Source organism: Massilia mucilaginosa (assembly GCF_011682145.1).
GTDB lineage: Bacteria > Pseudomonadota > Gammaproteobacteria > Burkholderiales > Burkholderiaceae_D > Telluria_A > Telluria_A mucilaginosa.
Window position 1 is genome coordinate 75,771 of the sequence record NZ_WHJH01000017.1, and the last position, 23,496, is coordinate 99,266.

Below are 23,496 nucleotides of genomic sequence, written 5' to 3' on the forward strand. Positions count from 1 at the left end.
CCCGAAAATGATGCGTCGCTGCGTGCGTCCTTCTTTCATTGATGAATCGAAAACGACTCGGCATAGCCGCGCGGATCGCTGCCATCCCAGCGCACGCCGTCGGTCAGGGTCGCGCTGCGCATGCTTGATGCCGGCAACTGGGTTCCGGTCATCTCGGCCGCGCCTCTATACAGGTCGATCCGGTTGACCGCCTGCGCCGCCCCCAGGTAATCCGGTTCCTCGCGCAACAGGCCCCACCTTTTGTGCTGGGTCATGAACCACATGCCATCCGACAGATACGGAAAATTGACCTCGCCGTCGCCATGAAAACTCAGCGCCCGCTCATCCGTCCAGCGGGCGCCGGCGCCGTTGTCGTACTGCCCCGCCAGGCGCGCCGCGATGGCGTCCCTGCCCGTGTTGAGGTACGCCGACCCGGCCAGCACCGTGGCCGTCCGCTCCTTGTTGGCCGTTGACGCCTCGATCCAGCGGCTGGCGTCGAGCACCGCCGCGATCATGGCGCGGCAGGTACCCGGTTCGCTCGCCGCAAACGCCGCCGTGGCGCCCAGCACCTTGCCCGGATGATCGGGCCAGATTTGCTGGCTGGTCACCGCCGTCACGCCCACGCCCTCGTCGATGGCGTGCTGGCCCCACGGCTCGCCCGCGCAGAAACCGTCGATCATCCCGGCCCGCAGGCTGCCCACCATCTGGTTGGGCGGCACCGTCAGCGCGCGCGCCTGGCGCATGGGGTCGATGCCGTGCGCCGCCAGCCAGTAGTACAGCAGCATCGCGTGATTGCCGGTCGGGAATGTATGGGCGAAGGTGGCGCTGCGCGGCATGTCGCGCAGGTGCCGCGCCAGGCTCGGCCCATCGAGCGCGCCCTGCTCCGCCAAGGTGCGCGACAGGGTGACCGCCTGGCCGTTGCGGCTCAGGTTCATCAGCACCGCCATGGCCTGCCGCTGGCAGCCGATACCCAGCTGCACGCCGTACATCAGGCCGTACAGCACGTGGGCGGCGTCGAGCGCGCCCGATTTCATCTTGTCGCGCACATTGGCCCATGAGGTCTCGCGGCTGAGCATGATCCGGATGCCGTACTGGCGGTCGAAGCCGCACTCGGCGGCCATGACCAGCGAAGCGCAGTCGGTCAGGGGCATGAAACCGATCCTGACCGTGCGCAATTGATTGTTGATGATCCCTGCCATACCGCTCCTTGTGTTCCCGCCGGCGCCGACTCAACCGAGCAGATCCTCGACATCGAGGATGCGCTGGGCAATTTCCGCCAGCTTCAGATTCTTGTTCATCGCCATGCTGCGCAGCTTCTGGTAGGCCTGGTCCTCGGTCAGCCGGTGATGCGTCATCAAGATGCCCTTGGCGCGGTCGATCACCTTGCGCTCGGCCAGCTTGTGGCGCGTCTCGCTCAGTTCGGCCAGCAGTTTCTGCTCCTGGCGGAAACGGGCCAGCGCCACGTTCAGCACCGGTTTGATGCGCTCGGCCTGCAAGCCGGCCACGATATAGGCCGACACGCCGGCCGCCATCGCCGCGTCCATGCTGCTGGTGGTGTCGTCCTCGGTAAACAGCACGATCGGGCGGCGCTCGTCGCGGGTGGCGATGACGATGTGTTCGAGCACGTCGCGCGCGTCCGATTCGGCATCGATGATGATCATGTCGGGCTGGAGCTGGGCGATCCTTTCGGGCAGGTAGATATCGGCGGGCAGCGAAGCGACGATGTCGTAGCCCGATTCGAGCAGGCCGATGCGCAGCGCATTGCCGCGCATGACCTGGACGGCCAGGGCGGCATCGTGCTCGCCGCCGTCCGGCACGATCGTGTTGACGACGACAATGCGCAGCTTGCGTGGGGGTTGCGCGGGAGTTCTGGACATTTTATTGGTTGAGAGTGTGGCCATGTACTTACCATACAAGCAAGATACGCGCCAAGCACGGCCTACAGCCCGCCGGTCTTGAACCGGCGGCGGCGCCGGTAACGGTTGCGTCATGCGGGCAGGCTGCGCTACATTGCCGATCTTACATCCCGACCATTCTGAAAGCCGAGCATGCGCATCCGTTCTTCCCTCCTTGGCGGCATCGTCCTCGCCGCAGCCCTGCTGGCGCCCGGCCTGGCGGCGGCCGATCCGTCCATCATCTACCTGGTCCGGCACGGCGAAAAGGGATCGGTCGAGAAAGATCCGGATCTGACGATGCAGGGCAAGGCCCGCGCCGGCAATATTGCCGCCATTCTCAAGTCGACCGGCATCACGCATATTTACAGCAGCACGACGCAGCGCACACGGCAGACGGCGCAGCCGCTGGCCAGCACGCTGGGCCTGGAGGTGCAGGTGTACGACCCGGCGCAGGGCGCCAAGCTGGCCGGGCAGGTCAAGGCGGCCGGCGGGACGGCGCTGGTGGTGGGCCACTCGAATACGGTGCCCGATCTGGTGCGCCTGTTCGGCGGAAAACCAGGCGCCGATATTGGCGATGATGAATTCGACCGGCTGTATCAGCTGATCGTCGATAAAGATGGTTCCGTGATGACGGTGTTGCTGCATTCGGTGGCGAATTGAGCGTGCAGGGGGTAGCGCGCGCGGTGCGCCGTTCTCCCCATGTAGCCGCCAGCTAACGCTCCGTCGCCGTGTCGGCCAGGTCGGGCGCTTGCTCCCCCGGGTCGCCATCCCACTTGTTTTCGCTCAGAAGGTGCTCGCTGATGAATTGAAGGACATCATGGACCCGTTGTCGTTTTTCGGGGAACAGGTAGCCGGTGGACGAGTTGAGTAATTCGGTTCCCATCTCCATGAAAAAATCGATGCTCTGCATTTGGGGGCCGACCACCAGCCTGGTGATCGATTCGCGCAGTTCCACGTCGAACAGGGCAATCGCGCTGGACAAGGTCTCGGGTGCAGCGAAAGGATCTTCGTTTTCCAGGATGTTCCGATTGAGGAAATGAATAGCGGAGAAAAAAGACGAACAAATTTCTGTTGAGGTCAGGGCGCGGCCGCCAGACGAATCGGCCGGCCTCAGCGTGGTGATCGGCACCTCGACTTTTGCCACGAAGCTGCCCTCGGCGGTCTGCAAAAACCGGCATTGCCGGACAAAACGCTCGGCAGTTGCCTTGCACGCATCGCGCGTTTGCGCTACCGTGCAACAAACTCGCTGCGCTCGGAGCCGAGACATCCTCCGGTAGCGCGACAGTATAGTTGCCTTGAATCCCGAGCGACTTCGGCGCCGCATGAAAAACTGCGCCACGGAAGCGACGTTCCTCATGCCAGCCGGCCTCAACCAAAAACGCCGTCAATTCATTGGCGAGTAACGATAGGTCGTCGAGCTTGTCTTTCATAGGGCGATTCCGAGTTGGACGAATCGATCGCGTATGAATCCTGCTCCAATTTTGTTCGTCTTTGGAATCGCCATCCTGACCCGCCGACGATTCGCGCTGGCCTGGGCATCTGGCTCCGGAACAAAGCAATACGCAGTACTCGCCAAACACAGTTTTCCACCATTCAATGTAACGCACTGTGGCGGCGCGAATTCAAGCGCGGTAACTCGGCAGGCGAACAACCATCCTGCGCAATCAATGCGCCGTCACATATCCAGGCGGCTCGCTTGGCGCCTGGCTCAGGATCGTTTTCATCACCGCCGCTTCCTGCACCGGACTGCGGCCGAAGAAGCGCTTGAATTCGCGGCTGAACTGCGAACTGCTTTCGTAGCCGACCCGGTTCGAGGCGGTCGAGGCGCTCAGGCCTTCCTGCACCATCAACAGCCGCGCCTTGTGCAGGCGCGTGCTCTTGAGATACTGGATTGGCGAGGTCTGCGTGACCGCCTTGAAGTTGGCGTGAAAGGCGGCCACGCTCATCCCCGCTTCATGTGCCAGGGTCGGCACGTCCAGCTCGCCGCTGAAACCGGCGTGAATGCGGCGCAGTGCCTTGCCGATCTTGCCGAACTGGCTGTGCTGGGCCAGGGCCGCGCGCACCGCCCCGCCCTGTTCGCCGGTCAGCACGCGATACAAAATCTCGCGCAGGATGCCCTTGGCCAGCAGGTGCGCCTCCACCGGACATAGCAAGGCTTCGAGCAAGCGCACCACGGCGTCGCCAAGCGTGTCGTCCATTGCCGTCGAACACATGCTGACCGGGGCGTTATTGGTCGGCGCCGCCGGACCAAGCACCAGCGCCAGTTCGGCCGCCACCGCCAGGTCAATGTCCATTTTGACGGCCAGTAAAGGTTGGGCTTCGCTGGCCTCGGTCTCGCTTTCGAACGGCAAGGGTACCGACAGCACCAGGTACTGCTGGGCATCGTAGATAAAGCGCCGCTCGCCCAGATACCCGCGCTTGCGCCCCTGGCAAACGATCACGATACACGGCTCGTACAGCACCGGCGTGCGCGGCACGCTCTGGTTGACGCGCATGAAACCCACACCGTCGAGGGCCGAGATCGTGTAGCCCTCCGATGGCGCCAGCCTGCTCATCAAGGCGATCATCTTGTCTTCTCTGCTTGGCGGCCTAGGCATCGATTCCTCTGGTGGCGGGTTGGTCGACCACCAGTGTATGCCGCAACCGCCCTGTGCGCCAAGACCGAATCCTCGCGCATGCTTGCCTGATTGTCTTGCCGCGCCCTGCCGACGGGCCGCGCGGCTAGTGCATCATCCAGAGCGGCAATGTGGACGACCTGAGCACGGTCCTGGTCGCACCGCCGAGCAAGACTTCGCGAAAGCGCGAGCGCCCGTACGCGCCCATCACGATCAGGTCGGCGCCGGCCTCGCCCGCCGCCGCCAGCAAGGCACGCCCTGGATCGGCGCGACTGTCGATGTCGCGCACATTGACACGGATCTCGTGCCGCGCCAGATACAAGGCAAGGTCCGCACCCGGCATGGCGCCGTGCAAATCCCCCTGCGCGCGCGCATCGACCACCACGATATCGACCTGGCGCGCTCGCCGCATGAGCGGAATCGCACTGGTGATGGCGCGGCTGGCCGGGGCACTGCCGTTCCAGCCGACCACGATCCGCTGCCCCAGCGGCGCCCCCTGCGGGGCCGTGGCGGGAATGACGAGCACGGGCTTGGCTGAATTGAGCAAGACATACTCGGGGAAATCGGCCCGCACACCCGGCACGGGATGGGCGGCATTGTGCTGGCCGATCACGACCAGGTCGCAATAGCGCGCCTGCAGGCTCATGCCGAGCCCCATCTCTTCTTCCAGCCGGCGCCGCTCGACCGATAGCACGCCGAGCGCCGCAGCCCGCTGGTCGAAGACATCGAGCGCGCTGTCGGCCAGTTGCCGCAGTTCCAGAAGCGGCGCCTGCATCGGCGGCAGGCTGGGGTCGAGGCCGCTCAGCGCCAGCAAGCGTGGCGGCAGGTTGGTCAGCGCCGTGCCGATCAGATGTGCGTTGTGCTCGATGGCAAGCCGTGCCGCCGCATCAATGCGTGCGGCGGCCTGCGCCGACTCATCGACGTGCACGAGAATCGTTTTGTATTCCATGTTGCTCTCCTTGAGTCTGGCAACGCGCGGGCAGCGCAAAAACCAGCGTAGCCCTGCCCGCTTCCACGCACTTGCGCCCGCTCAAACGTGCTCGCCCGCCCACGCGCCACCGTAAAAACCCACGCACTGCGCGCTGTCCTCCGTCAGAACACATGACGCACGCCCAGGTTGAACGCGCTGTCGCCACTGCCGGGCTCGGTGTTATTCCCCACCGTGTAGCCGGCGCCATGCTTGTTCTTGATGCGCGCATAGGCCGTGTACAGGCTGGTGCGCCGCGACAGTGCATGGCTCAGCCCCACGCCCCACTGGTGCGCATCCTGGTCGTACGCCGTCCGGTCGTTCTTGCGGATATACGAGGCCATCAGCGTCGTCATGCCGAACGGGACCGAGGCGCCGATCAGCATGTCGCGGCTGTCGGTGGATGCGGTCGGGCGCACGCCGCCGTACGGATTGCCGCTATTGGGCAGCAATGCGCTGTTGCTGCCCTTGTCCACGCCGTACGCCACGTAGGCGCGGGCGAGGCCGACGTTATAGTTGGCCGCCAGCAGCGTGTTGCGCCCGATGTCGCGGTCGGCGGCGGGCACCGGCGGCGCGGCGGCGGCGCCGGCGGCCGCCGTGACATCATTGTTACGGTGGTTGTAGGCCAGGCGCGCATTGAGCGGACCCTGGCTGTAGCCGACCGCCAAACCGAACTGGCGCCCGGCCGTGCTGCTGCCGGGCTGCTCGCCAAGCGCATACGAGACCTCGGCCGTCACGCCCATCATCTCGGGCATGGCATACACGATGGCATTGCTGGTGCGGGTATTCTGGCCGCCCGCCGGGAACAGGTTCTTGGCCGTGCCCGCGTAAGCGCCGCCGAAAGGGTCGCCCACGCTGGTGAGCGCATTATAGTAAGGCGTGTACTGGCGCCCCAGGGTGGCCGCGCCGTACTCGCGATGGCGCGCACCCACGTAGGCCTGGCGGTGGAACAGCGCGCCGGACGCTTCTTGCTCGCCGCTATCGAGCCGCACGCCCGCCTCCAGCAAAAAATTGGCGCTCCAGCCATATCCAAGGTCTTCCGACCCGCGCAAACCGATGCGCGACGCCGAGCCGACGCCGCTGCTGACCCGGCTGAGATTGCCGCCGGCGCCGCCGTGCTCACGCACGAGGCCGGCATCAGCAACGCCGTAGATGGTCACGGCCGACTGCGCCCACGCCCCACTGCCGACACAAGCAAGCACTGCCGCTGCCACGAACGAGATAAGTAATGTCATTGCCGGCTTCCTTTGGACACGGATATCGGTGGAAAGTGACTTGATCGTTGGACCAGCCTCCCGCCGAAGTGGTTCACCGAATTTTGCGGGCCAAGGACGATTTCTTCGGTGAGTGCACTGGAGCAAGCGCTAAACTCCGCTATCATGTTGCCTTACGGATATTTGGAGGCACGATCTTGAAACCCATCCTCGTTGTGGCGCTCGCGTTCAGCTGCCTCTGGTCCACGGCACAGGCGGCCGAGCCGGGCGCGGAGGCGAAAACCGCCCTGCACGCCATCGTCAAGGCGCAACACATCGAAGAAAGGTGGCGCAGCTACCTCGACAGCGCCGCACAGCGCAATGCCAATGTCATGCAACAAACCGTGAAAGACAAGGTCAATGCGGCACCGCAGCTTTCGCAAGCCCAACGCAAACAAGCGCTGGCGCTGCTTCCCGAATGGACTGCCGCCGTCGCCCAGGACTTGAAGACGCTGGACCGGTCGATGGATATGAGCGCGCTGATCGGCGAGATGGCGCACACGGTCTACCCGCGTTTTTTCACCGACCGCGAAATCACGGCGCTGGCGGCGTTTTACAGCAGCAGCGCCTATCGGAAGACCATCGATGTCGGCGCCAGGATCAAGGAAGAACAGCGCCGCACCGGCGTGAGCGATCCGGCGGCCTGGGACAAGTACAAGCACCTGTTTACGGAGCAGGAAAACGATGTGATCCTCGCCCACGGCAGATCGGACGTGGGCAAGAAACTGGACCGGGTGGGCGCGGCCATGAACCAGGACGTCCTGAGGTTTTTCGGCGCGAAAACCAGCGCCAGCATCAGCGCGATCGCCGAGCGCCATATGAAACTGTTTGTCGCGGAAATGAACGCGATCACCGCGCAATAGCGCACACGGCAGCGCCTGCCGGCTCAGCACGAACACAGCCGGCACGGTAAGATCGCCGCCATGGATAATTTAAGTCACTCGCTCGTTGGACTGGCCGCCGGCGAACTGGTTCAGCGTATTTTGCCGGCCGAAGCCGATCCGGCCCGCCAGCGTACCCGGCGCCGCCTGATGCTGGTGTCGTGCTGGGCCGCCAGCAATTTCCCCGACCTCGACCTGGTGCTCAGCGGCCTTCTGCCCAGTCCGCTGGGCTACCTGCTGCATCACCGCGGCCACACCCACACCTTGCTGTTCGAAATCCCCCAGGCGCTGCTGTTGATCGCCCTGCTGTGGCTGCTGTGGCCGGGCGCGCGTTCCCTGCTGCGCGCCAGCAAGCCGGCCCGCGCCGGACTGCTGGCGGCCGTCGGCGCCGGTTTCCTGCTGCACCTGGGCATGGATGCCTTGAATTCCTACGGCGTGCATCCGTTTTACCCGTTCGCCACGCGCTGGGTGTACGGCGACATGGTGTTCATCCTGGAACCGGTGTTCTGGGTGGCCGGTGCGGTCCCGTTGGCGATGATGCTGGGCAAGCGCTTCTGGCGTGCGCTGCCGCTGCTCGCGCTGGCCGGCATGCTGGCCTATTTCACCGTGCGCGGTTTCCTGCACTGGGGCTCGCTGGCTGCCCTGCTCGCCTTCGGCGCCGGGCTGGCCATGCTGCAACAGCGCGCCGGCCGGGCCGGCAAGCAAGCCTTGTCGGTGGCGCTGCTGGCCGTGCTCGGCTTCGTGGCGGTCCAGGGCGCCGCCAGCCGGCACGGCAAAACCATCGTGGCCGACCACCTGCGCCAGCTCGACCCGGCCAGCACCCTGCTCGATATCTCGATGACGGCGTTTCCCGCCAATCCGCTGTGCTGGATCTTCGTGTCGGCCGAACGCGACAAGGTGGCCGGCAGCTACCGCTTGCGGCGCGGCATGCTCAGCATCGCGCCGAACCTGCTCGGGCTCGACGCCTGCCCGGCCGCCCTGTCCGAAGGCGCGCCCGGGCCAGGCACGCAGCTGCTCGTCAACTGGAGCCTGGATGGATCGCTGGCCCGCTTGCGCACGCTGCAGGCGGGCAACTGCCGCTTCGATGCCTGGATGCGCTTTGCGCGCATGCCCGCGCTGGGCACGGACAACGCCTCCGACGCGCGCTTCAGCACCACGCCACGGGGCAACTTCACCACCTTGCCGCTGGACCAGAACAACGGCCAGCCCTGTCCCGCCGGTGTACCGGGCTGGGGCTATCCGCGCGCGGACCTGCTGTAAGCGGGTCCGTGCTATGCTGGCTGCACGCTAACCACCGCCCCTGGAGCCCCCGTGACAACATCGCGGTTTTCGCACATGGTCGGGCCGCGCACCTACGGGTTTCGCGACCTCAAGGACTTGATGGCGCGCGCTTCGCCGGCCCGCTCGGGCGATCTGCTGGCGGGCGTGGCGGCGGCCAGCGCCGAAGAGCGGGTGGCGGCCCAGATGGCCCTGGCCGACTTGCCACTGCGCACCATCCTCGACAATCCCCCGGTTCCCTACGACGACGATGAAGTCACGCGCCTGATCGTCGACAGCCACGACGCGGCCGCGTTCGCGCCCATCGCGCACCTGACCGTCGGCGACCTGCGCAACTGGCTGCTGGGCGACGCCGCCGACAGCGCGCTGCTGGCCTTTGTCGCGCCCGGCATCACGCCCGAGATGGCGGCCGCCGTGTCGAAAATCATGCGCATCCAGGACCTGGTGCTGGTGGCGCGCAAATGCCGCGTGCTCACGGCCTTTCGCAACACGCTCGGGCTGGAGGGCCGCATGGCCACGCGCCTGCAGCCGAACCACCCGACCGACGACGCCAGCGGCATCGCGGCCAGCATGCTCGACGGCCTCATGTACGGCAGCGGCGACGCCGTGATCGGCATCAACCCGGCCACCGACAACGTGGCCCAGGTCGTCAACCTGGTCGGCATGCTCGACGCCGTCATTGCCCAGTACCAGATTCCGACCCAGTCGTGCGTGCTGACCCACGTCACCAACACCATCGAGGCGATCGGGCGCGGCGCCCCGGTCGACCTGGTATTCCAGTCGGTGGCCGGGACCGAGGCCGCCAACCGCAGCTTCGGCATCGATCTCGCGCTGCTGGCCGAAGCGCGCAGCGCCGCCCTGTCGCTCGGGCGCGGCACGGTGGGCGACAACGTCATGTATTTCGAAACCGGCCAGGGCAGCGCGCTGTCGGCCGGCGCTCATCACGGGCTCGACCAGCAAACCTGCGAAGCGCGTGCCTACGCGGTCGCGCGCGCCTTCAAGCCGCTGCTGGTGAACTCGGTGGTCGGCTTCATCGGGCCGGAATACCTGTATGACGGCAAGCAGATCATTCGTGCCGGGCTGGAAGACCACTTCTGCGCCAAGCTGCTCGGCTTGCCGATGGGATGCGACGTCTGCTACACCAACCATGCCGAAGCCGACCAGGACGATATGGACGTGCTGCTGACCATGCTCGGCGCGGCCGGCTGCAACTTCGTGATGGGCGTGCCGGGCTCGGACGACATCATGCTCAATTACCAGAGCACCTCCTTCCACGACGCCCTGTACGCGCGCCGCGTGCTGGGCCTGCGCGCCGCGCCCGAATTCGAAGCCTGGCTGCAGCGCATGCAAATTTTTTGCGGCGACGGCGCCGCGCAACTGCCGGACGCGCTGCCGCCCGTTTTTCAACAAGCCTTGCGACGCTTATGAACCAATCGACGCACATCGTGTCCAATCCCTGGCAAGCCTTGCGCGAACTGACCCAGGCGCGCATTGCGCTCGGGCGCAGCGGCGTGAGCGTCCCGACGTCGGCGCAGCTCGATTTCCAGCTGGCGCATGCGCGCGCGCGCGATGCGGTCCACATGGCGCTCGATGCCCGTGCGCTGGCGGCGGCACTGGCCGGGGATGGGCACGCCTGCCTCACCGTGCACAGCGCCTGCCCGGACCGCGCCAGCTACCTGCAGCGCCCGGATCTGGGCCGCGTGCTCGATGCGCCGTCGCGCGCGGCGCTGCTGGCGGCCGCGCCGGCGGCGTGCGACCTGGCGCTGGTCATTGGCGACGGCTTGTCGGCGCTGGCCATCGAGCAGAACGCGCAGGCCTTCGCGGCGGTGCTGCTGGCGCGCTTGCGCAAGGATACCGGCGCCGCACAGTGGCGCCTGGGGCCGATTGTCATCGCCAGCCAGGCGCGGGTGGCAATCGGCGACGAGATCGGCGCCTTGCTGAACGCGCGCGCGGTGGCGGTGCTGATCGGCGAGCGGCCGGGGCTCAGTTCGCCGGACAGCATGGGCGTCTACCTGAGCTGGGCGCCGCGCGTGGGCTTGACCGATGCCGACCGTAACTGCATTTCGAATGTGCGGCCGGCCGGGTTGAGCTATGACGAGGCGGCATACCGTCTGCATTATTTGTTGACGCAGGCAAGGCAGCGCGGGCTGTCGGGGGTGTTGCTCAAGGATGATACGGTTGCGGAAGGGGGATTGCCGGAGGCGGGGAAAGGAAATTTTTTGCTGCGGTGATGAGCAGCAAGCGACGTATCGCATGGTTTGCCATGACCGTGTCGAATGCGGCGGTAAAAACGGCTTTTACCGCCCACGCAAGCACCTGCGCCATGATGGCCTGCCCGGCCAGCGCTGCGCTTAACTGCGTGCGCACACCAGTCGCTGGCCAACATTCAACTTCAAAATCATCTTGTCGCGCGACAGTTCTTCCACCCGCAAGGTGTCGTTCACGTTCGAAAACTGAATCGACAGCTGGCTCTCGCGATACATCCAGCGCCCTGGCGACACGCGGTTCGCATAACGCATCTGCAGGGTGCGGTCGTCGCTGAAGGAAATCATGATCGACGTCCCGCCGATCGGGTCGTTGCAATGCCACTCGCCCACCACCAGGTCGCCATTCTGCGCGCTCTGCGCCGGGTTCTCCTGGGCGCGCTCGGCGCTCATCTTGGCGATCAGGCCGCCGCCGCGGCGGGTGCGCATGCTGCCGATCCATTCGGCCGGCGCGGCGAAATTCAGGTTCTGCCCGGTGCGCATCTGGAACGTGACAATCCCGACCAGCCGGCCCGCACTGTCGAACAGTCCGCCGCCGCTCGACCCGGGCGAGACCGGTGCCGTGGTCTGGATCAGGGTGCCGCCGTCGAGCGGGCGCAGCGACGAGACGATGCCGTCGCTGATGGTCAGATCGAGCCCGTGCGGAGCGCCGATGGCAATCACGCGCTGGCCGGTACGCAACTCGCCCGAGGCCCCGATCACAGCGGCCGGGGCATTGAGGCCCTTGACCGACAGCTTGCACAGGTCGCGCTCTTCGTCGGCCACCGATACCGTGGCCTCGTAGCTGTCCTGCCCGAGCTTGACCTGGAGGCGCGAACCGGCCAGCGCCACGTGGCAATTGGTGATGATTTCGTTGCCGCCAAGAGCGACCCCGCTGCCGGTGCCGACCATGCTGGCGCCGTTGTACATATTGATACGGGCCACAAACGGCGACAGCTTGGCGAACAGGTCTTCCATGCCCATGGCACCCGACCCGCTGGCGGCGACCGGCGCCGACACGGCCTGGGGCTGGGACTCGGCGGCAAAACCACCGGCCGGCGCGCCGCTGTCCTGCATGAGCTGCGCCGTGCCTTGCACCGCAACAACGGGCGGCGCGGCCGGCGCGCGGCCCTTGGACCAGTACACCAGCCCGGCCACGAGCAGGCCGGCGGCCAGGCCATAGCGCCAGTCGAGATTGAAACCCGACGAGGGCGAGGCGGCGGCCTCGACACGGCGCGTGAGCGGCGGCGCGATCTGGCTGCGGTCATAGTGGCCGCGTTTATCCTTGTTCGACAGCACGGCGTAGGCTTCACGCACCAGCACCCAGTCGTTGCGGTCGTACGACCCGCTCTGAAATGCAGCATGCAAACGCGCGTACGCTGCGGCAATCTCTTCAGAGGTGGCGAGTGGATCGACACCCAGAATGGTGTACAGCGTTCGTTTCATTTGCAGCGTCTCCGGTGGGAAACGTCGATGATAGCGTAAATATCATTACTTATCATAGCCTACCGGAAATATTGCTTTTTCTTAGTGGCAGGCTTGACACAGCCGGCATGCGTGTCGGCTGTGCCGCTTACTGTTCGAACGGGGCCGGCGGCGGGTTCTGCTCGGGCTCCGACGGCGGCGCTGGCGGATCGGCGCGCTCGCCCTCCATCGGGATCTCTTCCTCGCTCTCGAAGTCGTCCGGATCGGGCTCCGGCGGCGCTGGCGGAGCGACGCCTTCCTGCTGCATGTCGCCCGCTTCTTCGCTGATATCGCCCGGATCTTCTTCCTGGCGCACCGGTTCCGGACGGCGTCCGTCGGGGAACAGCGCGGCCGTATCGACCTTGCCCTCGGCAATCGCCGCCTTGAAGAAGTCGCCCACCACCAGGATCGCATTATGGCCGCCCTGCCCCCAGTAATTGCTGCGCATGGTGACGCGGTTGTCGTTAAAGCCGACCCAGGCGCCGGCCACCAGTTTTGGATGCATCATGATGAACCAGCCATCGGTGTTGTTCTGGGTGGTGCCAGTCTTGCCGGCCACGTCGGCGTTGATGCCGAAGCGGTAGCGGATGGCCGTACCCGTGCCGCGGTTGATGACGCCACGCATCATATCGATCAGGTCGGCCGCGTTCTGCGACGACATGGCGCGCTCGGGCGCCGGGTTGCCGAATTCGGCCACGACCTTGCCGGAACGGTCGGTGATGCGCGTGACGAACACGGGTTTGCGGTACTCGCCCTGGGCCGCGATGCTGCTGTAGGCGTTGACCATTTCGAGCAGGGTCACCGGGCTGGTGCCCAGCGCCAGCGAAGGCACCGATTCGAGCTTGCTGGTGCGGATGCCGAGTCCGCGCGCCAGGTCGATGATGCCGGGCAAGCCGACATCCTGCATGACCTGGGCCGTGATCGTGTTCTTGGAAAACACCAGGCCATCGCGCATGCTGATCATGTTGCCACTCGATCCGCTCATGTCGGTCGGGCGCCAGATGGTGCCGTCGCCGGCCTTGATGTTGGTCACCGCGTCGCGGTAGGGACGATTCGGCGCGAAGCCTTTTTCCAGCGCGGCGCCGTAGACGATCGGCTTGAAGGTCGAGCCGGGCTGGCGCGCGGCCTGCACCACGTGGTCGTACTGTTCCTTATGGAAGTCGCGGCTGCCGACCCAGGCCTTGATGTGGCCGGTCTCCGGGTCCATCGCGACGAAGCCGGTTTCCAGGCGCGTCTTGGCCGCGCGCAAGCGCGCGATGAAGGGGCGGTCGGCCCGCAGGCGCTTGAGCGCAACCGCTCCGGTATCGCCGCTCTCGATGGCCTTCTTGTACTCGGGCGTTTCGCGAATGAAGCTGTTGACCAGCGCTCCTTTCGAGCGCCAGAAATACTCGAACGGCGTGATCGATCCGTGCATGCCGGCATACCCGCCGGCCGAGCCGGAGCCGCTGTCGGGCTGCGCCCATTCGACGTCGGCGATGATCTGCAAGGCCTTGCCCTGGCGCTCGACCGCCTTTTCGGCCGCCTCCTGCATGGCGGAGTCGAGCGTGGTGTGCACCACCAGGCCGTCGCGCTCGACGTTGTAGTCGTTTTCGTCGGCCCATTCGATCAGCCACTTGCGCACATAGGCGGTGAAATGGGTATCGGTCGGGTTGCGCTCGGCCTGGCGCGCGAAGGAGACGCGCAGCGGTTTCTTGCGCAAGCTGTCGTAGCGCTTGTCGTCGAGCATGCCGTGCTTGCGCATTTGCGACAGCACCACATTGCGGCGCTGCACCGAGCGCTCCGGATTGCTGACCGGGTTGTAGTAATTGGTGCCTTTCAGCATACCCACCAGGGTCGCGCTTTCCAGAATGTCGAGCTTGGCGGCGCTCGTGTTGAAATACGTGCGCGCCGCCATCTCGACGCCGAAGGTGTTGTACAGGAACGGTACCGTATTCAGGTAGGATTCCAGGATCTCATCCTTGCTGTAGGCCGATTCGATCTTGACGGCCGTGATCATTTCCTTGAGCTTGCGGTTGATGTTGCGCGAACGGCCTATTTCTTCCGGAAACATATTGCGCGCCAGCTGCTGGCTGATGGTCGAGCCGCCCTGCGGATCGCCGAGCAGGGTGTGCAGCACCGACGCGAAGGTGCGCTTGACATCGATGCCGTGATGGTCCCTGAAGCGGTGGTCTTCGGTGGCGATCAGCGCGGCGATCATGTGCGGCGAAATCTGCGCCAGGGTCACGCGCTCCTGCAAGCCTTCTTCGAAGCTGGCCAGTTCCTTGCCGTCGGCCGACACCAGGATCGAGGCCTTGGCCGCACGCGTTTGCTTAAGATCGGCAACCCCCGGCGTGAACGGCAGCAAGATCAGCACCCAGACCAGCAGCACCGCGAGCGGCACCCCGATGCACCACAGCAGCGGCAGTCCGAATCGTTTGTAGGGCGGCTGCGCCATCAGGTAGCTGCGTACACGGCGCATGCGCTCGCCCGCCACGCTGCCTGCCGCGCGCAAGCCTTGTCCCAGTCGTCCCATCAGATTGCGGTCGTCTCCCACGTTTGCTTCCTTGCTTAATAGTCATTAACTTGCCTCACAGTATATCCGAGGGTGTGCGCACGCACGCGCGCATTGGCGTGACCGGTACAGGCCAGCGTGGTTCCTGATAGGCGCAGGTGGTTTTGTCCTACGCGAGTGTTGCCAGTGCGCCTACTCCATGCACGAATGAGGCCGCCTATCATGACCTTTCTGCTACAAGACAGGCAGCCAGGAAATATCCCAGCCACCCGGTAGCGCAATAGTTACCACAGAAAATATCAGGAGCACACCATGAGAACCTCATCGTCGACCACCCGTAACACGCCGAAACCCATGCCAGGCGGCCAGGAAGCACAGGACGCGATCGCGCTGCTGACCGAAGACCACGAGAACGTGAAGCAGATGTTCGAACAGTTCGAGGGTCTGGGCGACCGCGCGCATGCGACCAAGAAAAAACTGTCCATGCAGATTTGCACGGAACTGACCAAGCACGCGACGGCCGAGGAAGAAATTTTCTACCCAGCAGTACGCGCCGCGACCAAGAAGAATGAAGACCTGGTGGACGAAGCCACGGTCGAGCATGCATCGGCCAAAGACTTGATCGCGCAGATCATGGAGATGGAAGCGACCGACGAGCTGTTCGATGCCAAGGTCAAAGTGTTGTCCGAGATGATCGAGCACCACGTCGAGGAGGAAGAGAACGAGATGTTTCCGAAGGCGCGAGACGCCGGCTTGGATCTGGAAGCGCTGGGGCAGCAGATTGCCGAGCGCAAAGCACAGATCACGGTGTAATCGACAGTACGGTCCCGCCCGGACGGGACGGCAAACGGTTCCTCCTCAGTCCGCTGACATGCAGCGCGGGTTGACGGGGAATCGTTTGCATTGGGGGCAAGCAAACGTCGTGGCCGCTACTGCGCGTTCATCTGCCACCAGTTCATATTCCATCCGCCCACCCGCGCATAGATGGCCAGGTCCTGCTGCCCGGCTTCCAGATAGGCGCTTGCCGTCACCGTCTGCCAGTTCTGCCATCCACCCGTGTTGGGCACGTTCACCGTCGCCAGATCGGCGCCATTCTTGCTCAACGCGAACTGTCCGCCGTTGTAGATGGTGGCAACCCGGAATTGCAAGTTGTACCAGCCGGCCTTCGGCACATTGACCGGATAGCTCATCCAGTCATTATTGTCGACATTGCTGACGTTAAAGCCGCCGCCCGCATCGCTGCTCGTCTCCATGCGCATGCCGCTGTGCGTGGTGAACATTTCCGCTTCGATTTTCGCGCCCACCGCCGGCTTCCAGTTCATCCAGTACGCGATGCTTTCGTTGCGCACCAGCGGCTGCGTGGCGAATCCGCGGAAATAGCTTTCGATCTGCGCGCTCGATGCCGTGCTGACGTTCAAACTGCCCAGCCCGCCTCCATTGCTGCTGTTGCTTACCATGCCCCAGCCCCAGGAATTGGTGTCGCCATTCGAGCCGCCGTAGCTGACGGTCTTGTAAGCCCAGTTGGTCGCCGCCCAGCCATACATATTGTAGGCGTCGTAGGTCTTCCGGGTGATCTGTCCGCCGTAGCTGCCCAGCAAGGTCCACGGCTGGAATTCGCCGATCAGAAATGGCGTGTTCAGTCCGGTCAGCCTGGCATTCCAGTCGCAGCTCTCGCCACTGCCGTTGACGTTGCAGTGCAGCCAGTTGGCGTGCATATTGGCCTGGTTGGCCGCACCCTGCACTTCGTTCCAACCCCACAGCCCCGGATAGAAGTGCATCCAGAACGCCACATTGGTCAAGCCGCGCGTGTTCGGGTTGCCATAGGCATCGATGCCGCTGTTGTGGCCCGGCAGCAGGATCACGTGTTCCGGGTCCTTGGCCCGCACCACGTTGAACAGTTCATACGCGTAATTGGCCAGGGTGGTCGCATCCGTCCCCCAGGGCTCGTTCAGCAAGTCGTAGGCGGCCACGGCAGTGCGGCCACGATAGCGCTCGGCGATCTTGTCCCACAGCCATTTGGTGCGGTCGCGGTAGGCCGCGTTCGACCACAGCTGCGCCGGTCCCACGCAGCCATCGTGCTGCTCGGTCGCCGCCGCCTGCCCGCCCACGGTGCCGTGCAGGTCGAGAATCACGTACATGCCGCGCTTTTCCGCTTCGTTGATGGCGAAGTCCAGGTGCTTCCAGGCATCGGCGCGCAGCTTGTATGGGCTGTACTCGTTCTCCACCAGGCTGAAGTAGAAAGGCACGCGCACCACGTTCATGCCCATGCCCTTGATCAGGTCGAAGTCGCGCGCGGTGATCCAGCTGTCGCGGTACACACCCATCAGGCGCTCTTTCTCGGCGTTGCCGAAGCGCTGCGCCAGGGTGGCTTCGAGCGTGCACTGGTCGTTGACCGGGCCGTTGCTGGTGGACATGCTGTTGTTCATCATCCAGAACTCCAGCTGCAGCCAGTTACCCAGGTTGACGCCGCGCAGGTTGACGCGCTTGCCGCCGCTGTCGACCCAGTAGCGTCCGTTCTGGCGGATCGCCGGCAGTTTGGCCGACGTGCTTTCGGCACTGAAGTTGATCCAGTTCAGGTTGAAACCGCCGCCTTTGGCGAACACGGCCAGGCTCTGCGGACCGGCGTTGAGAAACACCCGCGAGCTGATGGTCTGCCAGGTCTGCCAGCCGCCGGTGTTGGGCACGCCGACGGCCTCGCTGATGTCCCTGGCGTTCTGGCTCAGCACCAGCTGGCCGCTGGTGCCGCCGGAGGCCACCCGGTACTGCACCGTGTACCAGCCGGCGGCGGACGGATTGACCGAGTAGCTCATCCAGTCGTTGGTCTCGATCCAGCCGACATTGGCGCCGCCGCCCGCGTCCGCCGTCGCCTCGGTGGCGACGCCCTGCATCGACGCGTACGACTCGGCTTCGAGTTTGCCGGGCAAGGCGGTCTGCGCGGCGCAGGCGACGCTGAGCACACTGCCCGCCAGCGCGCACATCAATTGCGGCAAGGGATGCCGGCATTCCCTGTCAAGGGTGAGTTTCATGGAAAGTCTCCTGTTGTGATAAGGAGCAGCTGGTCGTTGCCGCGCTGCTGGAAGACACGGGTGCGGTACACGCGATTGGAAACGTTCCCAATCTCGTGTAATTGATGGTATTGATTTCGGATGGCGGCGTCAACGTAAATATATAAAGCCGCTTGGAAACTAGCCTTGATGTACGAACAGGACGGTGCGTGGACGGGAAAATGTACGTGGGCATACAGCCATTTCCGATTGCAAATTTCGTCAGTGATTTTCGGCGGACTCTGCCCACATTTGTCCTACACCACGGTTGCGAGTGATCCTACTCAAAGGCTCGGCCCGCTGGCCTAAGATGTCTCTACTCGCTTCCGAACGATCAGTTTGAAAGTGAAACCAAGTAGTTCCTGCAGTACATTTCAATTAAAACATTAGGAGAAATCATCATGGCATCGAACAACAATCAAGGTGGTAACAAAGACAACAACGCGTCGAACAGCGCGTCCAATAGCGGCTCGAAATCGGGTTCGCAAAGCGGCAGCAAAGGCAGCCAGGGCAACAACCAGAGCGACACCAGCAACCGCGGTTTCGCTTCGATGGATCCTGAACAGCAGCGCGAGATTGCAGCCGAAGGTGGCCGTGCAGCCCACGCCTCCGGCAACGCCCATGAGTTCACCTCCGAAGAAGCACGCGAAGCAGGCAAGCTGAGCCACAGTGGCGGCGGCAACCAGCAAAGCGGTTCGGGCAACAGCAAGCAAAGCGATTCGGACAGCGGTTCGTCGCGCGGCTCATCGGCCAGCAACAAGAGCGATTCCGACAGCGGCACCGCGCGCGGCGGTAACAAGCAAAGCGGTTCCTCGGACGACGATTCTGGGTCCGGCGGCAAGTCCGGCGGTTCGAACAACGCCAGCTCGGGCGGCTCCAAATCGGGTTCCGGTTCGGCCTCCAGTTCGGGCAGCAAAGGCGGCAAATAAGCCGGCGTGACCCCTGCCCCGCTGTTGCGGGGTAGTCAGATACGACAATAGCCAGCTACACGCGGGCTATTGTCGTTTTCAGGCGTAGAGACTATCTGGCAAGCATCGTTGCCACTGTCGCGGGCGAGCCAGGCGGCGCGCCCACCCGTGACTAGCGAAACTTTTTCGGGTGACGCTGTCGCGCCGCCGCATTCTGCGATTGCAGCATCGAATCGACCCGCTCCGACGCGCTGCGCGCCAGCTCCTGCGCCAGCGCCACGCTCGGGAAGAATTCCGGCTCGCGGTACGCCAGCCAGGCGTAGGCCGAATACAGGCGGCAACTATCTTCCACCTCCTGCAGGTTCTGCCACGCCAGCTGGCTGTTATCCTCATGCAGCTTGCACACCTTTTTCTTGGCCAGCGACTGCGCCCACATTTCCCAGGCCCGGTGCAGCGACGGCACTTTGGTCGAGACCGGCACCAGCGAGAGCATGAACTTCTCCGCCACCGACAAGGGCAAGGTATCGAGCCACTCGGCGCGCTCGGACTGCTCCTCGGTAATACGCGGATAGAAAAAGCCATCCGGCACATCGATATTGTGGACGAAGCGCTTGAGCAGGCGCACCAGCGAGGTTTCGTTGGTCACGGCCGCGATGCGGTGCAGGTGTTCGAGCGACGGCGCGACCGGAAAGCCGGTGGCGTTGAGCGGCGCCAGCTTTTCCTTGAGCAAGGCGCGCATCACTTCATGCGTCTCGTCATCGTAACCGGCCACCTTGCCCTCCTCGTGCACGCCGTAGCGGCCGGCGCGGCCGGCGATCTGGCGCGCCAGCGAGGCTGAAATCTCTTCTTCGTCAACCCCGTTGAATTTGACGGTGGTAGTCATCACGATGCGCTCGATCGGCATGTTCAGGCCCATCGCCAGCGCATCGGTGCCAACCACGATATCGGCCGAGCCATCGCGGAAGCGCTCGGCCTGGGCGCGCCGCACCTCGGGCGCCAGGTTGCCGTACACGGTCGCCACCGACAAGCCCATCTCGGTGATCATGTCGCGCCACATCAGCACCTCGCGCCGCGAAAAGCAGATGACCGCATCGCCGCGCTTGAGGTTGCGCAATTTGCGCACCGCGCCCGGCTCCATCGACAGCGGCGCCATGCGCTTGAGCAGATGCACTTCGAGCGGGCATTCGAGGCGCGCGGCCAGCGCCTCGATTGCGCGCCGCGCTTCGGGTGCGCCGACCAGGTACACCACCGAGGCCGGCGCGCCGCACACGGCCGCGGTCCAGGCGGCGCCACGGTCGCGGTCGGCCAGCATCTGGATCTCGTCGATGACGGCCACCTCGACCGGGGTGCGGGAGTCGAGCATCTCGACCGTGCTGGCCACGTGGGTGCCGTTCTCGGCGATGCGGCGCTCCTCGCCCGTCACCAGGCTCACCGCCAGCGGCTCGCCGTGTGGACGCGCCGCTTGCAGGCGCTCGAAGTTTTCCAGCGCCAGCAGGCGCAGCGGGGCAAGATACACGCCGCTCCCGGCCTTGCCCAGCGCTTCCATCGCGCGGTGCGTCTTGCCCGAATTGGTCGGGCCGAGCAAGGCGATGAACTTGCGCGGCATGCGGCGCGCCACCTCGAAGGACGCCGGATACTCGGCCAGGTTGATGCTGGCACGGGTGCGCTCGGCGTAGCGCTCCTCCTGGGCGCGCTCGACCGCGTGGGCCACGCGCTGCTCGATGCGCTCGAACAGATAGCTGGCCGGCTCCGAGGTTTCCATTTCGAACAGCGGGCCGAGGAAGGCGGCCGCGTCCAGATTGTGATCCTCGCACTCGCCGGAAATATCGCGCACGAACACGCGCACGCTCTGGTGCAGTTCATCGATGGTGCGTTCGGACACGCGTTCGCGCAGCAGGTTGCGCTTGGCATCCGGGTCCATCTTGCGCCACTTGCTGGCGCGCGCCAGCACGCCCTGGGCCGGGACCAGGTGATACGGCACATTCAGGCCGCCCTCGTCGACCTCGCCGGAAAATTGCAGGAAGACCCGGCCTTCCAGCTTGACCAGCCGCACGGCCTGGAGATCGAAGCCCAGTTCGGCGACAAGCGTATCGCCGTCGCTCTTCTCGTTGGCGGAAGGGGGTAATTGCTGAGTTGAAGATGCTGTCATTGGTGCTATTCAAAATTATCTACGTGATGAACGTTCACTATATCGTGTCTGCGCCGCTTGCGTAATAGGAAACATTTCTTAACCGGGGTCAGAGCTCTAAATAGAAATGTTTCGAATTAGAGCTCTGACCCCGGTTGCAGGAATCTTTACCGGGGGGCGGTGTCGTCTTGGGGGCGCAGGAGGTGGTTCAGGGCGGCGGCGTGGCTGGCGGTCGCTTCCGCCGCGGCCGCTTGCATGGCGCGGTAGCGCGTCAGCACCTCGTTGCCCATCTCGGTCACGCCGGCGCCGCCACCCTGGCTGCCGCCAGCCGCGCTGCGCACCAGCGGCGCGCCGAAGCTGGTGTTCATGACGTCCACCAGCAGCCAGGCGCGCCGGTATGACATCCCCATCGCGCGCGCCGCCGCACTGATCGATCCGGTCCGCCCGATCGCGTCGAGCAGGTCGGCCTTGCCGGGACCCATGGCAATCTCGTCACCATGCATCAGTCGCAGCTTGACGTCGATGCGCCCTGCCCGCTTCTGCTTGTCATCCATGTTCGCCATCCTCCTCACCCTCCCGACAGCAGCGCCGCCGCCTTGACCTGCGCCCATACCGGCTTCCCCACCGCCAGCCCCAGCTGGTCGCAGGAGCGCCGCGTGATGCGCGCCAGCAGCGCCGTGCCGCCCGCGTCGAGCCGCAGCATGACGTGCGCCGGATCGATTCCCGGCGCGATCTGCACCACCGTCGCGCGCAGCTGGTTGAGGATCGAACTGCCCGCCTGCGCCACCAGCGCCACGCTGACGTCGCGCGCCAGCACGCGCAGCCGCAAGCGCGTCCCCGCCGCCAGCGCGGCGTGCGCGATGTACATGACCCCGCCCGCCGCCTTCAGGCTCAGCAGGCCGTAGCCGCTGTCGACGCTGTCGACCACGCCATCGACCAGCGCACCGGCCTCGTCGAGCATGGCGCGCGTCACTTCCGGCAACACCAGGGTCTCGGCCGCCGGCCCGCTGGCAACGATGCGCCCGCCGTCGAGCAGGACGATGTGCTCGGCCAGGCGCGCCACTTCCTGCACCGAGTGGCTCACGTACAGCATGGGAATGGCCAGCTCGGCCTGCACCCGCTCCAGATAGGGCAGTACCTCATCCTTGCGCCTGGAGTCGAGCGAGGCCAGCGGTTCATCCAGCAGCAGCAGGCGCGGCGCGCCCAGCATGGCGCGCGCGATCGCCACCCGCTGCCGCTCGCCGCCGGACAGGCCGTCGGGCCGGCGTTCGAGCAGATGGCCGATGCCCAGCAGCGCCACCGCGTGCGCCATGACCCTGGCGCCATCGGCGGCGCGCGCCCGCTTGCGGGCAAAATCGAGGTTGCCCTGGACCGACAGGTGCGCAAACAGGCTCGCTTCCTGGAACACATAGCCGAGCGCGCGCTGGTGCGTGGGCAGGAATACCCCGGCGGCGTCATCCTGCCACACCTGGCCGTTGACTTCGAGATAGCCGCCGGCATGGCGTTCCAGCCCGGCAATCGCGCGCAGCAAGGTGGTCTTGCCGGAGCCGGAGTGGCCGAACAGCGCGCTTACGCCGCGCCCCGGCAAGTCGAGCCTGACCTGCATGGCAAAACCGCTGCGCCGGATGTCGAAGCGCATGCGGATCGCTTCCCCCCCCACCCCGGCGCCGCTCACAGCGTCCTGCGCGGTGGATTGAAGCGGTACAGCAGCAGCAAGGCGACGAAGCTGATCAAGAGCATGCCGCCGGACAGCCAGTGCGCCTGGGCATATTCGATCGCTTCCACATGCCCGTAAATCTGCACCGAGACCACCCGCGTTTGCTGCGGAATATTCCCACCGATCATCATCACGACGCCGAATTCACCGACCGTATGGGCGAACCCGAGCGTGCCGGCGGTGATGAAGCCCGGCCTGGCCAGCGGCAGCACGACCGAAAAGAAGGTGTCGAGCGGACTGGCGCGCAGGGTGGCCGCCACTTCGAGCGGACGCGGGCCGATGGCTTCGAAGGCATTTTGCAGCGGTTGGATCACAAAGGGCATCGAGTACAGCAGCGAGCCGATCACCAACCCGGTAAAGGTGAACGGCAGCAGCCCGAGGCCGAGCGCTTGCGTGAGGTGCCCGAGCGGGCCGTTCGACCCCATCGCCACCAGCAGGTAAAAGCCGAGCACGGACGGCGGCAGCACCAGCGGCAGCGCGACGATGGCCCCGACCACGCTCTTGGCGCGCGAGCGCGTTTGCGACAGCCACCAGGCCAGCGGCGTACCGAACAGCAGCAGCAGCAAGGTGACGATGCTGGCCAGTTTCAGGGTCAGCCGGATGGCGCCCCAGTCGTCCGCGCTGAGCATGCCG

20 protein-coding genes are annotated in these 23,496 nt (G+C 65.0%); 7 read left to right on the top strand and 13 right to left on the bottom strand.

The window, feature by feature from the left end; translation table 11 throughout:
- Positions 1–35 precede the first annotated feature (35 nt).
- Both F2P45_RS16020 and F2P45_RS16025 read right to left on the bottom strand, forming a co-directional pair.
- On the bottom strand, positions 36–1,178 hold the full coding sequence (locus F2P45_RS16020; RefSeq protein ID WP_166876918.1) for a CmpA/NrtA family ABC transporter substrate-binding protein: 1,143 nt from the start codon (positions 1,176–1,178) through the stop codon (positions 36–38).
- 30 nt (positions 1,179–1,208) lie between these two features.
- The gene (locus tag F2P45_RS16025) at positions 1,209–1,856 is read right to left on the bottom strand and encodes an ANTAR domain-containing response regulator (RefSeq protein ID WP_166876921.1); all 648 of its coding nucleotides are present in this window, start codon (positions 1,854–1,856) and stop codon (positions 1,209–1,211) included.
- Positions 1,857–2,027: 171 nt separating this feature from the next.
- Here F2P45_RS16025 and F2P45_RS16030 point away from each other — a divergent pair, with 171 nt between their 5' ends.
- Positions 2,028–2,534: a SixA phosphatase family protein gene (locus tag F2P45_RS16030; protein WP_166876924.1), complete on the top strand. Its 507-nt coding sequence runs from the start codon at positions 2,028–2,030 to the stop codon at positions 2,532–2,534.
- Positions 2,535–2,586: 52 nt separating this feature from the next.
- Here the strand turns inward: F2P45_RS16030 and F2P45_RS16035 are convergent, their stop codons facing one another.
- The 4 genes from F2P45_RS16035 to F2P45_RS16050 all read right to left on the bottom strand — a co-directional run bounded on the left by F2P45_RS16035 (position 2,587) and on the right by F2P45_RS16050 (position 6,691).
- On the bottom strand, positions 2,587–3,042 hold the full coding sequence (locus F2P45_RS16035) for a hypothetical protein (protein WP_223164759.1): 456 nt from the start codon (positions 3,040–3,042) through the stop codon (positions 2,587–2,589).
- A 496-nt stretch (positions 3,043–3,538) separates the two neighbouring features.
- The gene (locus F2P45_RS16040; RefSeq protein ID WP_166876930.1) at positions 3,539–4,441 is read right to left on the bottom strand and encodes an AraC family transcriptional regulator; all 903 of its coding nucleotides are present in this window, start codon (positions 4,439–4,441) and stop codon (positions 3,539–3,541) included.
- Positions 4,442–4,595: 154 nt separating this feature from the next.
- Entirely contained in the window at positions 4,596–5,438 is an 843-nt protein-coding gene (locus tag F2P45_RS16045; protein WP_166876933.1) for a universal stress protein, read from the bottom strand.
- Between the two features lie 143 nt (positions 5,439–5,581).
- A complete protein-coding gene (locus tag F2P45_RS16050) occupies positions 5,582–6,691 on the bottom strand; it encodes a porin (protein ID WP_166876936.1) in 1,110 nt (369 codons plus the stop codon).
- A 47-nt stretch (positions 6,692–6,738) separates the two neighbouring features.
- Between F2P45_RS16050 and F2P45_RS16055 the strand changes: the two genes are divergently transcribed.
- The 4 genes from F2P45_RS16055 (at position 6,739) to eutC (ending at position 11,099) form a co-directional block, all read left to right on the top strand.
- Entirely contained in the window at positions 6,739–7,572 is an 834-nt protein-coding gene (locus tag F2P45_RS16055; protein WP_166876939.1) for a DUF2059 domain-containing protein, read from the top strand.
- A 60-nt stretch (positions 7,573–7,632) separates the two neighbouring features.
- On the top strand, positions 7,633–8,850 hold the full coding sequence (locus F2P45_RS16060) for a metal-dependent hydrolase (protein WP_166876942.1): 1,218 nt from the start codon (positions 7,633–7,635) through the stop codon (positions 8,848–8,850).
- 75 nt (positions 8,851–8,925) lie between these two features.
- Complete coding sequence (locus F2P45_RS16065; RefSeq protein ID WP_166877023.1) at positions 8,926–10,296, top strand: ethanolamine ammonia-lyase subunit EutB; 1,371 nt, start codon at positions 8,926–8,928, stop codon at positions 10,294–10,296.
- Positions 10,293–11,099 (top strand): ethanolamine ammonia-lyase subunit EutC, encoded by an 807-nt coding sequence (eutC, locus tag F2P45_RS16070; RefSeq protein WP_166876945.1) that lies wholly within the window; start codon positions 10,293–10,295, stop codon positions 11,097–11,099. Before F2P45_RS16065 ends, eutC begins: the two co-directional genes overlap by 4 nt.
- 120 nt (positions 11,100–11,219) lie before the next feature.
- On the opposite strand, the gene F2P45_RS16075 is transcribed toward eutC, so the two are convergent.
- Together F2P45_RS16075 and F2P45_RS16080 are read right to left on the bottom strand one after the other, a co-directional pair.
- The gene (locus F2P45_RS16075) at positions 11,220–12,557 is read right to left on the bottom strand and encodes a trypsin-like peptidase domain-containing protein (RefSeq protein ID WP_166876948.1); all 1,338 of its coding nucleotides are present in this window, start codon (positions 12,555–12,557) and stop codon (positions 11,220–11,222) included.
- Positions 12,558–12,684: 127 nt separating this feature from the next.
- Positions 12,685–15,108, bottom strand: a complete 2,424-nt coding sequence (locus tag F2P45_RS16080; RefSeq protein WP_370663264.1) for a transglycosylase domain-containing protein — start codon at positions 15,106–15,108, stop codon at positions 12,685–12,687.
- Positions 15,109–15,378: 270 nt separating this feature from the next.
- Between F2P45_RS16080 and F2P45_RS16085 the strand changes: the two genes are divergently transcribed.
- Positions 15,379–15,879, top strand: a complete 501-nt coding sequence (locus F2P45_RS16085) for a hemerythrin domain-containing protein (RefSeq protein ID WP_166876951.1) — start codon at positions 15,379–15,381, stop codon at positions 15,877–15,879.
- A gap of 116 nt (positions 15,880–15,995) precedes the next feature.
- On the opposite strand, the gene F2P45_RS16090 is transcribed toward F2P45_RS16085, so the two are convergent.
- Positions 15,996–18,092, bottom strand: coding sequence for a carbohydrate-binding protein (locus F2P45_RS16090; protein WP_229505108.1), 2,097 nt, complete (start codon positions 18,090–18,092; stop codon positions 15,996–15,998).
- A gap of 419 nt (positions 18,093–18,511) precedes the next feature.
- Here F2P45_RS16090 and F2P45_RS16095 point away from each other — a divergent pair, with 419 nt between their 5' ends.
- A complete protein-coding gene (locus F2P45_RS16095; protein ID WP_166876954.1) occupies positions 18,512–19,039 on the top strand; it encodes a KGG domain-containing protein in 528 nt (175 codons plus the stop codon).
- 151 nt (positions 19,040–19,190) lie between these two features.
- Here the strand turns inward: F2P45_RS16095 and F2P45_RS16100 are convergent, their stop codons facing one another.
- The 4 genes from F2P45_RS16100 to modB all read right to left on the bottom strand — a co-directional run bounded on the left by F2P45_RS16100 (position 19,191) and on the right by modB (position 23,492).
- The gene (locus F2P45_RS16100) at positions 19,191–21,167 is read right to left on the bottom strand and encodes a helicase-related protein (protein WP_166876956.1); all 1,977 of its coding nucleotides are present in this window, start codon (positions 21,165–21,167) and stop codon (positions 19,191–19,193) included.
- 146 nt (positions 21,168–21,313) lie between these two features.
- Positions 21,314–21,700, bottom strand: a complete 387-nt coding sequence (locus tag F2P45_RS16105) for a winged helix-turn-helix domain-containing protein (RefSeq protein ID WP_166876959.1) — start codon at positions 21,698–21,700, stop codon at positions 21,314–21,316.
- A 14-nt stretch (positions 21,701–21,714) separates the two neighbouring features.
- Complete coding sequence (gene modC, locus F2P45_RS16110) at positions 21,715–22,785, bottom strand: molybdenum ABC transporter ATP-binding protein (protein ID WP_166876961.1); 1,071 nt, start codon at positions 22,783–22,785, stop codon at positions 21,715–21,717.
- Positions 22,786–22,817: 32 nt separating this feature from the next.
- Positions 22,818–23,492: a molybdate ABC transporter permease subunit gene (modB, locus tag F2P45_RS16115; protein ID WP_166876963.1), complete on the bottom strand. Its 675-nt coding sequence runs from the start codon at positions 23,490–23,492 to the stop codon at positions 22,818–22,820.
- Positions 23,493–23,496 lie beyond the last annotated feature (4 nt).

Excerpts from the sequence above, each read along its gene's own strand:
- F2P45_RS16020 (WP_166876918.1), bottom strand. The coding sequence starts at position 1,178 with ATGGCAGGGATCATCAACAATCAATTGCGCACGGTCAGGATCGGTTTC.
- F2P45_RS16025 (WP_166876921.1), bottom strand. The coding sequence starts at position 1,856 with ATGTCCAGAACTCCCGCGCAACCCCCACGCAAGCTGCGCATTGTCGTC.
- F2P45_RS16030 (WP_166876924.1), top strand. The coding sequence starts at position 2,028 with ATGCGCATCCGTTCTTCCCTCCTTGGCGGCATCGTCCTCGCCGCAGCC.
- F2P45_RS16040 (WP_166876930.1), bottom strand. The coding sequence starts at position 4,441 with ATGATCGCCTTGATGAGCAGGCTGGCGCCATCGGAGGGCTACACGATC.
- F2P45_RS16045 (WP_166876933.1), bottom strand. The coding sequence starts at position 5,438 with ATGGAATACAAAACGATTCTCGTGCACGTCGATGAGTCGGCGCAGGCC.
- F2P45_RS16050 (WP_166876936.1), bottom strand. The coding sequence starts at position 6,691 with ATGACATTACTTATCTCGTTCGTGGCAGCGGCAGTGCTTGCTTGTGTC.
- F2P45_RS16060 (WP_166876942.1), top strand. The coding sequence starts at position 7,633 with ATGGATAATTTAAGTCACTCGCTCGTTGGACTGGCCGCCGGCGAACTG.
- F2P45_RS16065 (WP_166877023.1), top strand. The coding sequence starts at position 8,926 with ATGGTCGGGCCGCGCACCTACGGGTTTCGCGACCTCAAGGACTTGATG.
- eutC (WP_166876945.1), top strand. The coding sequence starts at position 10,293 with ATGAACCAATCGACGCACATCGTGTCCAATCCCTGGCAAGCCTTGCGC.
- F2P45_RS16075 (WP_166876948.1), bottom strand. The coding sequence starts at position 12,557 with ATGAAACGAACGCTGTACACCATTCTGGGTGTCGATCCACTCGCCACC.
- F2P45_RS16085 (WP_166876951.1), top strand. The coding sequence starts at position 15,379 with ATGAGAACCTCATCGTCGACCACCCGTAACACGCCGAAACCCATGCCA.
- F2P45_RS16090 (WP_229505108.1), bottom strand. The coding sequence starts at position 18,092 with ATGAAACTCACCCTTGACAGGGAATGCCGGCATCCCTTGCCGCAATTG.
- F2P45_RS16095 (WP_166876954.1), top strand. The coding sequence starts at position 18,512 with ATGGCATCGAACAACAATCAAGGTGGTAACAAAGACAACAACGCGTCG.
- F2P45_RS16100 (WP_166876956.1), bottom strand. The coding sequence starts at position 21,167 with ATGACAGCATCTTCAACTCAGCAATTACCCCCTTCCGCCAACGAGAAG.
- F2P45_RS16105 (WP_166876959.1), bottom strand. The coding sequence starts at position 21,700 with ATGGATGACAAGCAGAAGCGGGCAGGGCGCATCGACGTCAAGCTGCGA.
- modC (WP_166876961.1), bottom strand. The coding sequence starts at position 22,785 with ATGCGCTTCGACATCCGGCGCAGCGGTTTTGCCATGCAGGTCAGGCTC.
- modB (WP_166876963.1), bottom strand. The coding sequence starts at position 23,492 with ATGCTCAGCGCGGACGACTGGGGCGCCATCCGGCTGACCCTGAAACTG.